Source organism: Legionella genomosp. 1 (assembly GCF_900640215.1).
GTDB classification, from domain to species: Bacteria; Pseudomonadota; Gammaproteobacteria; order Legionellales; family Legionellaceae; genus Legionella_C; species Legionella_C quinlivanii_A.
On record NZ_CAAAJH010000001.1, the window covers coordinates 21,739 to 36,139 of the forward strand.

The window sequence follows — 14,401 nt, forward strand, 5'->3', positions numbered from 1 at the left end:
AAATCTCTAGTCGCGAAGTTCATTAATCATTTTTTCCAATTCATCTGCTATCTGCACTGTTTTGGCGTTCAATTGGTAAACGCGCTGGGCCATAGTAAGCTGCATTAATGAGGTGACCATATCGACATTGGATGCTTCAATCTGTCTCTGCAGCACTTGCCCCATACCGCTATTACCGGGATTATCAATAATGGGATCACCACTGTCGGCAGTGGCATGAAAGAGTCCGGCACCATAAGGGTCCAGGCGGCCTGGGTCCATAAATCGTGCTAAACTGATAGTGCCGACTAGCTGAGGCTCGGCATCCTCTGATGACATAATTTCAACCTCGCCGTTTTTTTGAATCACAATGGACTGAGAATCTTCAGGTATCTGGATGCTGTCGGCTAGCCGCAAGCCCTCCGCTGTGCAGAGGTAGCGCTCACTGTCGATTGAAAAGCTGGAGCTTCGCGTGTAAGCCAGGCTGCCGTCAGTTTGCAGTACCTGAAAAAATCCCTCTCCATCAATGGCTAAATCATTCCAGTTCGTGCCCGCTTTTAGCGGTCCCTGGCTGAAATCTTTAGTTGACTTGATAATGGCTGTTCCTAAACCTATTTTGATCCCGGACTGCCGCATCGAGTGATTGCTGTCTACGTTCTGGTATAAGACATCGGCGAAGCTTAGTTTGCTGGCCTTGTAATTGGGCGTATTCAGATTGGCAATATCATTGGCGATCTTGTCAATAAAATATTCTTCAGATTTTAAGCCACTGGCAGCTATTGAAAGCGCGTCAGACATTTCCTTCCCCTAATTGACTAATTGCTGTTGAAAGCAGATTGTTGCTTGTTTTCATAATTCGCTGGATCGCTTCAAAATGGCGTGAAATCTTCAGCATTTCAGTCATTTCATCGACTGATTTGACATTGGATTGTTCCAGGGAAAACTGCAGAACCCGGGTTTCAGAAGAGGCTTCTTCCGGCAGATCTTTACTGAAATATAGCCCTTCCCCCTGATAGTGAAGTGATGCAGGCTGGGGAAAATCAACAATGCGAATCTGATCGCTGAGTTGTTTATCTATAAATAGTTCTCCTTTGGTATTGATTGAAAACTCTTTATCGCTGACACGAACAGGTCCATTTTTTCCCATTAATTTTCCGCCCCTTTCGCTAATCAACTCTCCATCCTGGCTAATGTGAAACTCGCCACTTCGTGTGTAAAAAACGCCTTCATTGTTCTGGATCTCAAAAAAGCCTTTCCCGGCAAGTGCCAGTTCCGATCCCTGATTGGAATGAGAGATTGAGCCTTGCTGAAAGTTACTGAGTGATGCCATTTGCTGAACTACAGTTTCAAAATCAGGCGCGTCCAGTGCCGGGAAATCCTGACTTTCCATGATTTGACGTTTATAGCCAGTTGTATGCAGATTACTGACATTCTGGCTGAGCACCTGCAGACGAAATTGATCCTGCAAAAGGGCTATCTGTGTGGTTTTTATAGCGGATAACATGCAATGCTCCTTATTGAATGACACCAAATGGTTCAATCTGGATATGAATTGGTATTTCGCTTAACGATAAAATCGTCAAGTGGGGAATAATGCGCTGGGTAAACAGTTTCAATTGCCTTCTTAGCATCGGAGAGCAGAGTAATACTGGTTTCTTGCGCTCACCGAGCATCTTTTCCACGTGTAAGGAAAGGGATTTAATCAGTTTTTCGGTCTGTGAAGGGTCAAGGTGGAGATGATTGTTAGCCAGATTTTGCGCAAGCGCCTGCTCCATAACCGGGGCTAAGGTGAGAACTGGAAGAAGGCCCTGATTATTTATTAATCTCTGACATATCTGAGAAGAGAGACGAACGCGTACAAGTTCAGTAAGTTGATTGATATCCTGGATGCTTTTGGCGTGTTCCAGCAAGACCTCCAGAATCAATGACATATGGCGAACAGAAACTTTTTCTGACAGTAAATTCTGCAAAATTTTTTGAACCTGACCTAATTGCAGCATGGTGGGTATCAATTCATCACGCAATTTGCAGACATCAGACTGATCCAGTAAGGTTTCCACTTCATTACGGCTTAATAGTTCAGCCAAAGAGGATTGAATCACTTCCTGTAGATGAGTCGCCAATATGGACAAAGGTTCGCATACGGTAAATCCCTGATGCTCCGCCTGTTCTTTTTCGGCCCTGTCAATCCATTGAGCTGCTAAACCATAGCTGGGATCGCTCACTTCTATACCTGATATTTTATTTTCAATCGCCTTTTGAGACGAAGCGGCTATTGCCAGAAACTTATCCAGATACAAGGGATGTTTGTCATAATGAATTCCCTGAACGGTAATTCGATAGAAGGGATAATTTAGTTTGGCCTCCGATCGGAGTTTTACTTCAGGGATAACCAGGCCCAGATCGAAGGCCAGACGCTCACGTATTTGCTGAACAAGCGACAGAAACTCATCCTGTTGGGATAATAAATTTTCATAGAGACTGGGATTAAGCTGTATCTCAATCGGATAGATATGAATTTTCTGATAAAGTGTTTCTTCCTGGATCAGACTAACTTCAGGATCCTGCTGCTGGCGCTTCATGGCAAACCAGGCACAGACTATAAAAAAGGCCAGCACCAGGAATACCGGTATTCCCGGAATTCCATTAATGAACAGCAGTAAAGCCAGGCTGCAACTGACGATCACCAGGCTTTTAGGATAGGTACTGATTTGACGAACTATTTCACTCCCCAAATGGGTATCGGTCGCGGCCCGCGTCACAATAATACCGGTCGCTGTAGAAATGATGAGGGCAGGAATTTGGGTCACCAGACCATCGCCTACAGTAAGCAGAGAGTAGTTTTGAATCGCCTCGCCAAATGTCATGCTCTTCTGGAGTACACCAATTGCCAGACCGCCAATAATATCTACAAGCATGATTAGAATTCCGGCAATGGCATCGCCTTTAACAAATTTACTGGCCCCATCCATGGCACCGTAAAAATTAGCCTCTTTCTCTATCTGGGAACGTCTTTCGCGCGCTGTCTCCTGACTGATTAATCCCATATTCAGATCAGCATCAATACTCATCTGTTTACCGGGCATACTGTCAAGCGTGAAGCGGGCTGCGACCTCAGCGACCCGCTGCGCACCATTAGTGACTACAATAAACTGCACAATGATTAAAATCAGAAAAACGACCATGCCCATGACATAGTTGCCATGAATGACATATTCACCCACGGCGGTTATAACCCGGCCGGCATCGCCTTCAGACAGTATCAGTCGGGTTGCGGAAATATTTAAGGCCAGGCGGAATAAAGTGGATACCAGAAGCAGGGCAGGGAAAGTCGAAAAGCTTAAGGGCTTATCCGTATAAAAGCAGAGCAGCAGGATAACCAGTGCCCAACTGAAATTGATAATCAGAAGCAAATCAAGCAATGCAGAGGGGATTGGAATAAACAGGATGAGCAAAATGCCTGTGACAAAAAGAATGGTACCGAGTTCGCTTCCCATACTGGAAAGATTTGTTTTCTTGTTTTCCATACACTAATCCATTGAATTCCATTGATTACGAGGTGCTGCAATTGGCTTTAATTACTTATGTCATCTCTTACCCAACCCCAGTTGTTTATAAATTGCGGCGGCAGCTGGAAAATGCTCTCGACGAATCCATTGATTCAAATCCACTGAAGCGTATAAACGTCGAGCAAATGCCTTATTCTCAATAAGGGGAACCTGATGTTTCAAAGCAAGTTTTTTGATAATCCTTGCCTGTTCATTACGGCCTTTACATATCAGTTTCGGAGCCGGCATGGTCAGACGATCATATTTTAATGCAATTGCATAATGTGTAGGATTTGTGATTACCATATCCGCTGTTTTGACTTGCTCAAAAGAGGCACTGCGTTTTCTTAACTCAGATTGTAATTGCCTGATTCGACTTTTAATTTTGGGATCACCTTCATGCTGCCGATACTCCTCTTTTACTTCCTGTTTACTCATACGCTGCTCTTTGGCAAACTTTCTGCGAGTATAGAGTTTATCAATGAGACTTATTGCGAGAAGAATAAGCACTAAAGGACAAAGCAGTCTAAGCATCAATTGCAGGATGGCCAAAGGCAGTTGAACGGGCAGAATACTCGATAGTTTTAGAAAGGAAGCCTGCATTTGCCTTAGGCTATAAAAGCTGATCAGACCTGTTAAAGCAATTTTTAGCAAATTTTTTAGTAAATCAAATACTATTTTGGTTGAGAATAATCGTTTAAAACCTGCGGCTAGACCAATTCGTTCAAATCGGGGGGATAAGGGAGCCGCCGACCAGACAAAACCGGTTTGTACCAGGCTGCATAATATTGTTGTGGCCACTAATATCAAAGCAAAGGGCAGCCATATGTACAATAGATTGGTAGTTAACAACTTGAAAATATAAGTGACAGTTTTTAAAGAAAAATGCAAATGGCCAGTCAGATGTAGCTGCTCCTGGCTAACAGCCAGCATTTGCTGCCAGGCCTTTGTTCCATATAACCATATAAGCAGCAAAATAACCATGAGTTGCGTGGTATTGATTAACTCGCTGCTCTTGCTGACCTGGCCTTTTTCCTTCGCCTTTTTTAGCTTGTAGGCTGTTGCAGTTTCTGTTTTTTCACTCATAACAGATACTCCTGCCAGGCTTGAAAGCCCAATTCAAAGGTTTTTTCGAACAGGGGATTCATATTGTTTATTAGTAAATAGAAGATAAAAAAGCCCAGCAGGACTTTTAAGGGCAAAATCAGGAAGTAAGGGCTGATTTGCGGCATGTTTCGACTTAATACACCACTGCAAAATTCGGTAAGCCATAAACAGAAGACCAGTGGCGCCGCAATTAACATGCCTAGTGACCAAACCAGCGCAAACTGCCTGATAAACTGAAGCATGCTCGCTTCTCCAATCAATTCACCAGGCGGGAAAGCAATAAATGAGAGGAGTAGCAATTTGATGACGCGATGATGGCCTTGGCTGGCAAAAAAGAATAAGCCAGCAAGCATTCCCAGTAAATGAGCTGAAATAGAATCAAAGCCTTCACCCGGTTTAAAAACAGAGATACCGTTTAAGCCATTTTGGAAATCAATTAACTGACCGGCAACCTGAAAACAGCCGAAACAGGTGATAAGAGCCAGATAAATCAGTTGGGCATTGATGAACTCGGCTGCAAATGCGGCTAACAGGGAGCCAGATGTCTGAGTAGTGGAATTCAGGTTTGAAATTATAAAAAAGCTGAACAGGAGAATCAGTATTAGCCTGATTTGTACAGGAAGCCGTCTGATCACCTCAAGTGGTGAAAAAAGTATAATCATGCCAAGGCGCGTAGCAATTAAAAAGAAAGTGGGAAGAGGGAGCAGGTCAGTCATTTCAAGCGCTCCGGGATATTACTAATCATATTTTCAGCAAAACTGACCACTGAGCCTAACATCCAGTGACCACAGAACATCAGCATGAGTGCAACAGCCAGAATTTTGGTAATGGTGCTTAAAGCTGAATCCTGGATTTGGGTTACTGCCTGAAGAATTGAAATGAGCAAGCCGCAAATTACTGCAACAAACACTACAGGGGAGCATATGCAGAGAGCCTGCCAAAGTAATTGTTTTGAAAGATAGACCGCGAGATCCTCGGACATTTTCCTTATCCATTCCATTATAGGTTAACGACTTCCTGCCTCGAGTGTGATTTCCATTACTCATTCGCAGTGAACGGGAATTAAAGCAAAAAGTATTTACGGAAGCAAGAGAAATTATTCTTTTCTATAAAGATTTGTAATTCCCTTGTCATCCCGAGCGCAGCGAGGGATCTCCATACAGTGGCTGAATCTTTAGTACATTGAATTTAGTATGTGCAACTGCCGGGAGATCCCTCGCTGTGCTCGGGATGACGTGGCGCGTAGCCTGACGGCTATGGGATGACATGGGGAGTTACAAAGATTTTATAGTGCTTTTAGAGTACTATTTCCCTGCAGGCTTTCTCCCATGACAGTTCTTGTATTTTTTTAGACTGCCACAAAAACAGGCAGTATTTTGAGACATGCGCTGACTTTTTGCTGGGCGCGTGTGATGGGGAGAATGACTGTCAATGTAATACCATTGACCCTCATCAAGCAAAAACTCACTTCGTTCATGAATTGACTTAATCAGACCTGACTGATGATATCTTGCTATAAACTCCACAAATCCCTGATTTGCTTTTTCACAAGGGTAGAGAACTTCTAATACCTCCAAACCAAGCCAGTCTGCTTGTTCGGCCCATTCTTTGGCATCAGACCCGTTAAAATGCGCTAAAGGTTTGCCTCTCATGGTTTTAACAATATAGGGTATGTTAGCCTTTGTATAGGCAGTGTACCGTGAACGCATCAGGGCTTCTGGGGTGGCAGGCTTGCCGCCTTGATCAATTAAAATACCGCAGCAGGCGGTATAGTCAAGTTGCGAACCGCAAGGACAGAAGTTCATATATTCGATAATTGGTTAATTTTCACGAGTGTAGCGGTTTAGGACAAAAATCACAAATTTCCTGGATAATGATTTTTTGTCTATTTTTCAGTACTATTCCATTATTAGAAACCAAATGGTCATCGTCATGATAAAGCTGTATCAATTTCCCGAAATATGGGGTTTGCCCAATGCCAGCCCATTTTGTCTTAAAATAGAGACTTATCTGCGGATGACCGAGCTGCCTTATGAAAATCGCTTTGTCAGGGATCCGCGAAAAGCGCCTAAAGGGAAGCTGCCTTTTGTTAAATGTGAAAATACGATAATCGCTGACAGTGAGTTTATTATTGCAGGCTTGAAGCAGCAATTTGGAGATCTCCTGGATAAACATTTAAGCATAGAACAGAAAGCCCTGGCAGTCCTTCTTGATAATGTATTTTCCGAGCGCCTTTATTGGCTGATGTTTTATTTCCGCTGGCAGGATGAGCAGGGCTGGAAGCATGTTAAACCCAGTTTTTTTGCAGGGCTTCCCTGGATTTTAAATCTTTTTTTGCCCAATCTGATCCGTAAGAAAACCATTAAAACCCTCTATATGCAAGGTACAGGCAGACATAATCGCGAAGACGCCTTGCAATTGGCTCAAACCACTATTCGAGCGATAGCGGACACGCTGGGGGATAAACCCTATTTTATGGGAAATGAAGTTTCGACTATTGATGCAAGTGCCTTTGCATTTTTGGCAAATATAGTTTGGATGCCTTATGATGATCCTTTGAAAATCATCGTCCAAAAACATCAAAATATTCTGCATTTTTGCGATAGAATGTGGCAGAGTTTCTACCCGGAATTAAAGCAGCCCTTTCGGATTGTTTAAAAACGCGAGTAGCAGGTGATTTATCCCTAACTATATGATAGTTAGAGTTGTTTTTTATTTGACGTCTTCGTCAAAATTATAGTTTCGTTTAAAAAACAGCATAAAAATTTGCCGATGGGGTTTGCAATTTTCACTTTATTTGCTAAGCTTCTTTCGTCTTATTAACACTTGGGGATTGAAATGCCTATTATAAATGGAACACGCTTCCAGAAAAAAGAAAAAATTAAAGCAGACATCAACAGTGAAACCTATGAGAAAATTATGGAATATTGCGCGTGGGCGGATATTGATGATGTTGGTTTTTTTATAGAAGAAGCAGCCAGCTTTGTTTTCGCGAAAGATCGTGAATGGAAACAACACAAAAAAGCGGCAAAAAAGCGCGCTGAATCAGTTTCGGAATAATTTTTTAATGTTCAAGGTGCTTTTAATAAAACACCTTGAACATGCATTTAAGCCTTTCTTCATACTGCTCTGCTCTTGCCTTTCTGATTTTTTAAAATATCTTTTGATTGATTATGACACTGCGTAAGGAAACAAAATGTCGGTACACAAGGTACATTTATTTATCCATGCCTTATTGGGATTGTTATCGCTGCTTTTCATTTCATCCGTCCAGGCTGCAACGCCTCTATGGACATTTATACCACAAACACCAGTTGAGCTGACACTGACTAACAGCGCTAGCGCTGAAGTGATTTATACGGTGCAAAATCAGTCTGTTCGCCCGAAAACCCTGGTGATGATGCCAATTGGCGGTATAACGCAAAACGGCGTTTGCCAGTTACCGGGAAAGGGGACATGTACTTTAAGATTGAGCATTCAAGGTAATGCATTACAGGGTGATGTTTTAGGCGGGCCAATATTATGTCAGCAAGGTGATCCTAATCAATGCTATCAACCAGCACCCGGGTATTCACTCAGAATCCACTTCGTAAACCAGCCGCCAGTACAGCAATTTACCGTAACACCATCGGCAGGGCCTAATGGCAGCATCACACCTGCCACACCTCAGGTGGTTAATTCTGGTAGTAATCTGGTATTCATGGCGACCCCTGCTGCAGGATTTGCAGTTAAACAATGGTTGCTCGATGGGATGGTTGCTCAGAATGGCGGTACCAGTTTTCAGTTAAATAACATTGACGCCAATCATCGCCTTGAAGTGGTTTTCGGCCAGTATTTTGCCTATGTCACGAATGATTTTAACTCAGCCGCGAATAATGTCACTCGCTGTAGATTGGATACTAGCGGTAATTTTATCGACTGTACTATAGTTGGTTCGGGATTTACAAATCCTTTAGGCCTGGTATTCAATCCGGAAGGAACGCGGATATATGTGGCGAATTTTGGTGTTGCCAATACAATTAGGAAGTGTGATATAGGAACAAATGGTATTTTGCTAAATTGCATTAATTCAGCTGCAACATTCAATAACCCGGTTGGTGTTGCAATTAATCCACAGGGCACAAAAATCTATGTAACTAATACGGGCAATGTTTCTCGATGCGATTTGGACACTAATGGTAATTTGATTAATTGTACAATCACGGCCCTAATCAATTTTCCAAGAGGCATTACTTTTAATCCTGCAGGGACAAAAGTGTATGTAACAAATAATACTAACGTGACACGCTGTGATGTGGGGTTTAACGGTGATTTAGTGAATTGTACCCAGGTTGGATTCGGACTTGTTTTACCTATAGGGATTACATTTAATGCTAGCGGAACCCGGCTATACACTGTGAGTGGTCCGAATTTTCTTACAGGCGAGATAAATCGGTTTGATGTGGATGCCAATGGTGATCTGAGTAATCCAGCTGTAGCAGGTACTTCCGGTACTACTTCTCGATTTATTGCTCTAAGTGCCGATCAGACAATAGCTTATGTAACGAATGCATCAAATGATAATGTTACAAAATGTGAGATTGACATCAATGGAAACTTTACTAATTGTTCGGTAACTGGTTTTAATATGGATGGCGCGACGGGTTTACAGTTGGTTGTTCAATAGTCAATAGCGTATACGATAAAATGTGAAAGTCACTGATTTGCATTTAATTTTAAAAATTGCTTGACAGTCAAGGGCGAGATTATTAAACTGCCAATCTCTTTCGGGGCTATAGCTCAGCTGGGAGAGCGCTTGCATGGCATGCAAGAGGTCGGCGGTTCGATCCCGCCTAGCTCCACCATCTCTCTCTCTCGAGAGATGGTTAGAAGAACAGGGTCCCCATCGTCTAGAGGCCCAGGACATCGCCCTTTCACGGCGGTAACGGGGGTTCGAATCCCCCTGGGGACGCCATCCTCCTTAACTGGAGATGGCTCCAGGATGTACAATATAGTAGATTAAAGTTCCAGGTCCCCATCGTCTAGAGGCCTAGGACATCGCCCTTTCACGGCGGTAACGGGGGTTCGAATCCCCCTGGGGACGCCACCTAAATGGTGGATTTAACTAGTTCGTAACAAATCAGATAGTTCTCTTAATGCAATGAAAAACATTGTGTAATCAAGACTGGTGCTTCCATGAAGCATTCCCAGCAACATGTCCCAACGCTTTTGAATATCTGTGTTTGCTTCCAGCCAGCTATCAATCAGTTTACTCGCATTATTTTCCTTGATATTACTTTGTAAGATAGCAATCGCCAGACTGCGTTGCAGGGAATCCAGCTCGTCGCGCAAAGAAAGCCTGGCCATTGTGTTCCAGTGCCCCTCTCGCCCATCACTGGCAATTTGATCCCTGAACCAGACCAGATTAAATCGTCCCCCAATCTGGAAATAGACTTCGGCTGTTTTGGTCAGGTTGAGTTTATTCTGAGTAGAGACTTCAATAACGTTTAATGCGGTATACAGTGGTCTGGCAATCGCAATTTTTTGTGCCATATCGGCGGCAAGCCCGGCTTCAACAAATTGATTCACGATTTTTTGCATATAGTCTTTGGTGACGCCGACTATCAGTGTAGGGATTAATGATTCGAGTTTTTTAATAGCATTACCATAGTGCTCAATAATTTGGTGTATGTCTCCATTGAGCCGGTTATTTCTTAAAAACCAGTGGGTTGAAAGATTGAGCAACTGCCTGATTTGGTGCATTAGATCGTACTGAGTTTGCACAGGAATTTTGAAATTGGTTGAATCAATCAAATATTGCAGATTGTGAGTGTCATAAATACTTGCAGAAACAGAATAGGCTCGGGCAATGTTAGGAATAGAAGCCCCTGTTTCAACGGACATGCGGTATATAAAGGTCATACCGGCAACATTGACAATTTGATTACTGAGCTGAGTGGCCACAATCTCCCGTCGCAGACGATGTTCGCACATTGACTCAGGGTATAATTTAGCCAGACGGGCAGGGAAGGCCGATTCCAGGCAATGAATAAAATAGGGATCATCGGATATTTCTGATTTAAGCAATTCCTGGGTCAAATGGATTTTAGAATAGGCCAATAGAACCGCCAACTCTGGTCTTGTCAAACATTGTCCTGCAGCTTTACGTTCAACCATTTTTTTATCATCAGGTAAATACTCATTAGATCGATTCAACAAACCTGAGCTTTCCAATTCTTTAATATAGGCCTGATAAAGACTACCGTATCGCTGAGCACTTAGAGACGAAATACTCATAATTAAAGCCTGATTATAATTATCATTTAGTACCAGTTCTGCTACCTCATCAGTCATTTTAACTAATAGCTGATTCCGTTTTTTCTCAGTCAGATGGCCTTTTTGTATTTCCTTGTCCAGTAAAATTTTTATATTGACTTCATGGTCAGAGCAATTCACCCCGGCAGCATTGTCAATAAAATCAGTATTGATTAATCCACCCTGAAGCGCATATTCAATGCGCCCTAATTGGGTACAACCTAGATTACCGCCTTCACCGACCACTCGGCAGCGTAATTCATTGCCATTGACACGGCAAAATTCATTGGTTTTATCACCAACGTCTGCATGCGATTCGCTGCTTGCCTTGACATAGGTTCCGATTCCGCCGTTAAACAATAAATCAACTGGAGCACGTAAAATGGCTTGAATCAGTTCATTCGGCGTCATGGCATTTTTTTGTGTACCCAGGGCTTCTTTTACCTCAGGGCTTAGTACTATCGATTTGACAGACCGTCTGAACACTCCGCCGCCGGTAGAGATGAGTTGGGGATTATAATCTTCCCAGCTGGATAAAGGTAAGTTGAAAAGCCGTACCCGCTCCTCATAGGAAATAATGGCATCTGGATTGGGATCTAGAAAAATATGGCGATGATCAAAAGCGGCGATCAGCCGAATATGGGGGGTATAAATCATACCATTCCCGAATACATCACCGCTCATATCACCAACTCCGACAACAGTGAAGTCCTGGTTCTCAATGTTGATGTCTAACTCTCTAAAATGACGCTTAACTGATTCCCAGGCACCCCGTGCAGTAATCCCGATTTTTTTATGGTCATAACCAGAGGAACCGCCTGAAGCAAAAGCATCTCCCAGCCAGAAACCATATTCGGCTGAAATTCCATTGGCTATATCGGAAAAACTGGCAGTACCTTTGTCAGCAGCGACTACAAGATAAGGATCATTATCGTCATAACAGATGGTATTTGCTGGAGATACACATTGATCATTCACCAGATTATCAGTTAAATCCAAAAGCCCGCGAATGAAAGACTGGTAACAGAATATGACTTCCTTCAACAGGATTTCACGGCTGACTCCTGGCGGCAGCATTTTTAAAACAAAACCGCCTTTGGCACCAGAGGGGATAATTACTGAATTCTTTACCACCTGAGCTTTCATCAATCCCAGGATCTCGGTTCTGAAATCTTCCCGTCGATCGGACCAGCGCAATCCCCCGCGTGCTACTTTGGCACTGCGTAAATGGATGCCTTCAAAACGGGGAGAATACACAAAAATTTCATAAAGAGGTTTGGGTAATGGCAAGTCCGGAATTTCTGTGGAATGTAATTTGATAGAGAGATACTCTTTTGCTTTCCCGTCTGAAGTGGTCTGGAAATAATTAGTCCTTAAACTTGCTTTTATTAAATGCCAATACAGACGCATGATTCGGTCTTCATCGAGGCTTGTAATTGCTTCGAGCTCAGCTTTAATCTTGTTTTTTAACTCTTTCAGTTGTTTTTTTGTCGATGAGTTTTGTTTAAGAGCAAATTTTAATTTAAAAAGATTCACCAGATCTCTGGCCAGCAGTGCATTATTTTCTACAGTCTTTTCAATATAAGCAGGGCTAAATCGAATACCCATTTGCTGCATATATTTAGCATAGCTGCGAATAATGGTAATTTCCCGCCAGTTAAGGCCGGCAGTCAGCACCAGTTTGTTAAATCCGTCATTCTCGCATTCACCATTGCAGATTTTGATGAAGGCTTCCTCAAAATTGCTTTCCACTTCATGAATGTCCAGACACTGAGGATTGGTGTAATTGATGACAAAATCATTAATCCACACCGAGTGTTTGCCATCCAGCATAAGCTGATAAGGGTTTTCTCGCTGGGTATGCAAACCCATGTTTTCCAGCATAGGAAGGATGTCAGATAATGGAATAAAGGCTTGATACTGGTATAGCTTCAGATGCAAAGGGAATACATCGCCCTCCTGCTCATAGAGGTTGATCTGCAAGCGATGCTCATCCGATAACTTTTCTATATAATCAATGTCCTGCAAGGCTGCGGAAATTTGATTTTGTGCTGAATAAGTCAGGGGAAAGGCGTTATAATATTTTTTAGAAATCAACTCACCTTTTTTATGTCCAAATTGTTTGAGAACCTGTTGATTTAATTCATCTTTCCAATGATTTAACACGTTATGGTCCTTATTGAAAGCGAGATAGCACGAAACGGAACCGTTCGATAAATCCCATTATGTTTTTATAGTAGTATAGTCTGAATTGGAAAAATGTATAAAAAACCAACTCTTAGTCCACGAGTCGCTGATATCTAAGGTTTCCGGAGACCTCGGAACTCCGGAAAATCAGTCCTTATCTATCAACAAGCCGTTACAGGCCGGCCCAAGAGTTGGACGGGAAAAATTATTGGCTTAAGCCACGGGTATTAGCGATTTGCTGATCATTGATATAGCTTTCAATCAAATTAATTTTGTCACCAAGGTATTCTTTTACCCGCCCATCTTTCAGGGCTTTCAATTCGCCGGCTGAGACTTCAACACCCTCTACACCGCTAAGTATCTGGATTGCTTTGTCTACAGCACTGATTTTGTTTCGAGCGCTGCCTACTTCATGCTTGAAGATTCTCGCCCAGTTGGAACCGTACTCTGAGCCTGATTTTTTCCATTCATCAGCTCGAGCCTGTTTATAACTTTGAAGATTATTGATGATGTCCGAAAATTCTCCTCTGATCACAGCTTCTGTACGGCTTATATTGTTTGATTGATGCTTATTGAAACTGGAGAGAGTGCTTACATGATGATTTGCGACAACAAAGCAATTGGGCTTAATCGGAAGGTGTGGATGGTCTATAATTTCCTGAAGATTATCAGGATGATCATCAAAGAAATCCACTTCGATTTCTTCGTCAGTCTTCAAAATCGTGGGTAATGCACCAGTTAAAGTGACGAATTGTTCGACTTTTCCTTTTGGATAAAAATCTGCAGCATTCACCTCGGGAGCCTGAGCCAGTAATTGCCTTAGAACAGCCTCTTCCTGAGTGACCACTTCTCTGAATGGGGCTAAATTTAAGTCTTCACCCTGTTCTATTAATGCTTTTTTAAGGTTTTGCTCGAAAGGCTTCAGTTCAGTTTCATAATAGGATAGAGGACTGTTAAAAAAACGATCAACGGAGGTGGACACCTTGACCTGTTTACCTAATAAAGCACTTAATTTGTCAACAGCATCAGGCGTTACTAAAATATCATTCTCAGTGACGGGATCCCCACCACGCCATATATTAGCCTGTATTGTCTGGATATACTTACTTCTCTGAGTAAACAGGATGACTTCATCATAGGCTTTTAATTTTTCTGCCAGGGCAAGATTCAGCTTGCCATCCTGTATTAGACAACCGTCAATATCCACTAAAGCCACTTTTTTAGTCATTTATTATCTCAAGTGTTGGTATTAATTATTATTGTAATCGTTAATTATTAAGGATTTA

General features: G+C 42.4%; 12 protein-coding genes and 3 tRNA genes. 6 read left to right on the plus strand and 9 right to left on the minus strand.

What is annotated here, in order from left to right; genetic code table 11:
- Window positions 1-6: 6 nt before the first annotated feature.
- The 7 genes from E1O89_RS00110 to E1O89_RS15525 form a co-directional block, all read right to left on the minus strand.
- Complete coding sequence (locus E1O89_RS00110) at window positions 7-777, minus strand: flagellar hook-basal body protein (RefSeq protein ID WP_133138408.1); 771 nt, start codon at window positions 775-777, stop codon at window positions 7-9.
- Window positions 770-1,483 (minus strand): flagellar hook-basal body protein, encoded by a 714-nt coding sequence (locus tag E1O89_RS00115; RefSeq protein WP_133138409.1) that lies wholly within the window; start codon window positions 1,481-1,483, stop codon window positions 770-772. The genes E1O89_RS00110 and E1O89_RS00115 overlap by 8 nt, the downstream gene beginning before the upstream one ends.
- 10 nt (window positions 1,484-1,493) lie before the next feature.
- The gene (locus E1O89_RS00120) at window positions 1,494-3,506 is read right to left on the minus strand and encodes a flagellar biosynthesis protein FlhA (protein WP_133138410.1); all 2,013 of its coding nucleotides are present in this window, start codon (window positions 3,504-3,506) and stop codon (window positions 1,494-1,496) included.
- Window positions 3,507-3,566: 60 nt separating this feature from the next.
- Window positions 3,567-4,613 (minus strand): flagellar biosynthesis protein FlhB, encoded by a 1,047-nt coding sequence (locus tag E1O89_RS00125; protein ID WP_133138411.1) that lies wholly within the window; start codon window positions 4,611-4,613, stop codon window positions 3,567-3,569.
- Entirely contained in the window at window positions 4,610-5,350 is a 741-nt protein-coding gene (locus E1O89_RS00130) for a flagellar biosynthetic protein FliR (RefSeq protein ID WP_133138412.1), read from the minus strand. Before E1O89_RS00130 ends, E1O89_RS00125 begins: the two co-directional genes overlap by 4 nt.
- Window positions 5,347-5,616 (minus strand): flagellar biosynthetic protein FliQ, encoded by a 270-nt coding sequence (locus E1O89_RS00135; RefSeq protein ID WP_133138413.1) that lies wholly within the window; start codon window positions 5,614-5,616, stop codon window positions 5,347-5,349. The genes E1O89_RS00130 and E1O89_RS00135 overlap by 4 nt, the downstream gene beginning before the upstream one ends.
- Before the next feature lie 322 nt (window positions 5,617-5,938).
- Window positions 5,939-6,439, minus strand: a complete 501-nt coding sequence (locus E1O89_RS15525) for a YchJ family protein (RefSeq protein ID WP_133138414.1) — start codon at window positions 6,437-6,439, stop codon at window positions 5,939-5,941.
- 127 nt (window positions 6,440-6,566) lie between these two features.
- Between E1O89_RS15525 and E1O89_RS00145 the strand changes: the two genes are divergently transcribed.
- The 6 genes from E1O89_RS00145 to E1O89_RS00170 all read left to right on the plus strand — a co-directional run bounded on the left by E1O89_RS00145 (window position 6,567) and on the right by E1O89_RS00170 (window position 9,720).
- Window positions 6,567-7,292, plus strand: a complete 726-nt coding sequence (locus E1O89_RS00145) for a glutathione S-transferase family protein (RefSeq protein WP_165483020.1) — start codon at window positions 6,567-6,569, stop codon at window positions 7,290-7,292.
- A gap of 180 nt (window positions 7,293-7,472) precedes the next feature.
- Entirely contained in the window at window positions 7,473-7,694 is a 222-nt protein-coding gene (locus tag E1O89_RS00150; protein WP_112219052.1) for a hypothetical protein, read from the plus strand.
- A 136-nt stretch (window positions 7,695-7,830) separates the two neighbouring features.
- Window positions 7,831-9,300 (plus strand): InlB B-repeat-containing protein, encoded by a 1,470-nt coding sequence (locus tag E1O89_RS00155; RefSeq protein WP_133138416.1) that lies wholly within the window; start codon window positions 7,831-7,833, stop codon window positions 9,298-9,300.
- Between the two features lie 102 nt (window positions 9,301-9,402).
- A tRNA-Ala gene (locus E1O89_RS00160) sits at window positions 9,403-9,478 on the plus strand.
- A gap of 34 nt (window positions 9,479-9,512) precedes the next feature.
- A tRNA-Glu gene (locus E1O89_RS00165) sits at window positions 9,513-9,588 on the plus strand.
- Between the two features lie 56 nt (window positions 9,589-9,644).
- Window positions 9,645-9,720: transfer RNA gene (locus E1O89_RS00170), tRNA-Glu, on the plus strand.
- 14 nt (window positions 9,721-9,734) lie between these two features.
- Here the strand turns inward: E1O89_RS00170 and E1O89_RS00175 are convergent.
- Window positions 9,735-13,094 carry an NAD-glutamate dehydrogenase gene (locus E1O89_RS00175; RefSeq protein ID WP_133138417.1) on the minus strand — a complete coding sequence of 1,120 codons (3,360 nt, stop codon included), beginning with the start codon at window positions 13,092-13,094 and terminating at the stop codon, window positions 9,735-9,737.
- Between the two features lie 226 nt (window positions 13,095-13,320).
- The gene (locus E1O89_RS00180; RefSeq protein WP_133138418.1) at window positions 13,321-14,343 is read right to left on the minus strand and encodes a hypothetical protein; all 1,023 of its coding nucleotides are present in this window, start codon (window positions 14,341-14,343) and stop codon (window positions 13,321-13,323) included.
- Window positions 14,344-14,401 lie beyond the last annotated feature (58 nt).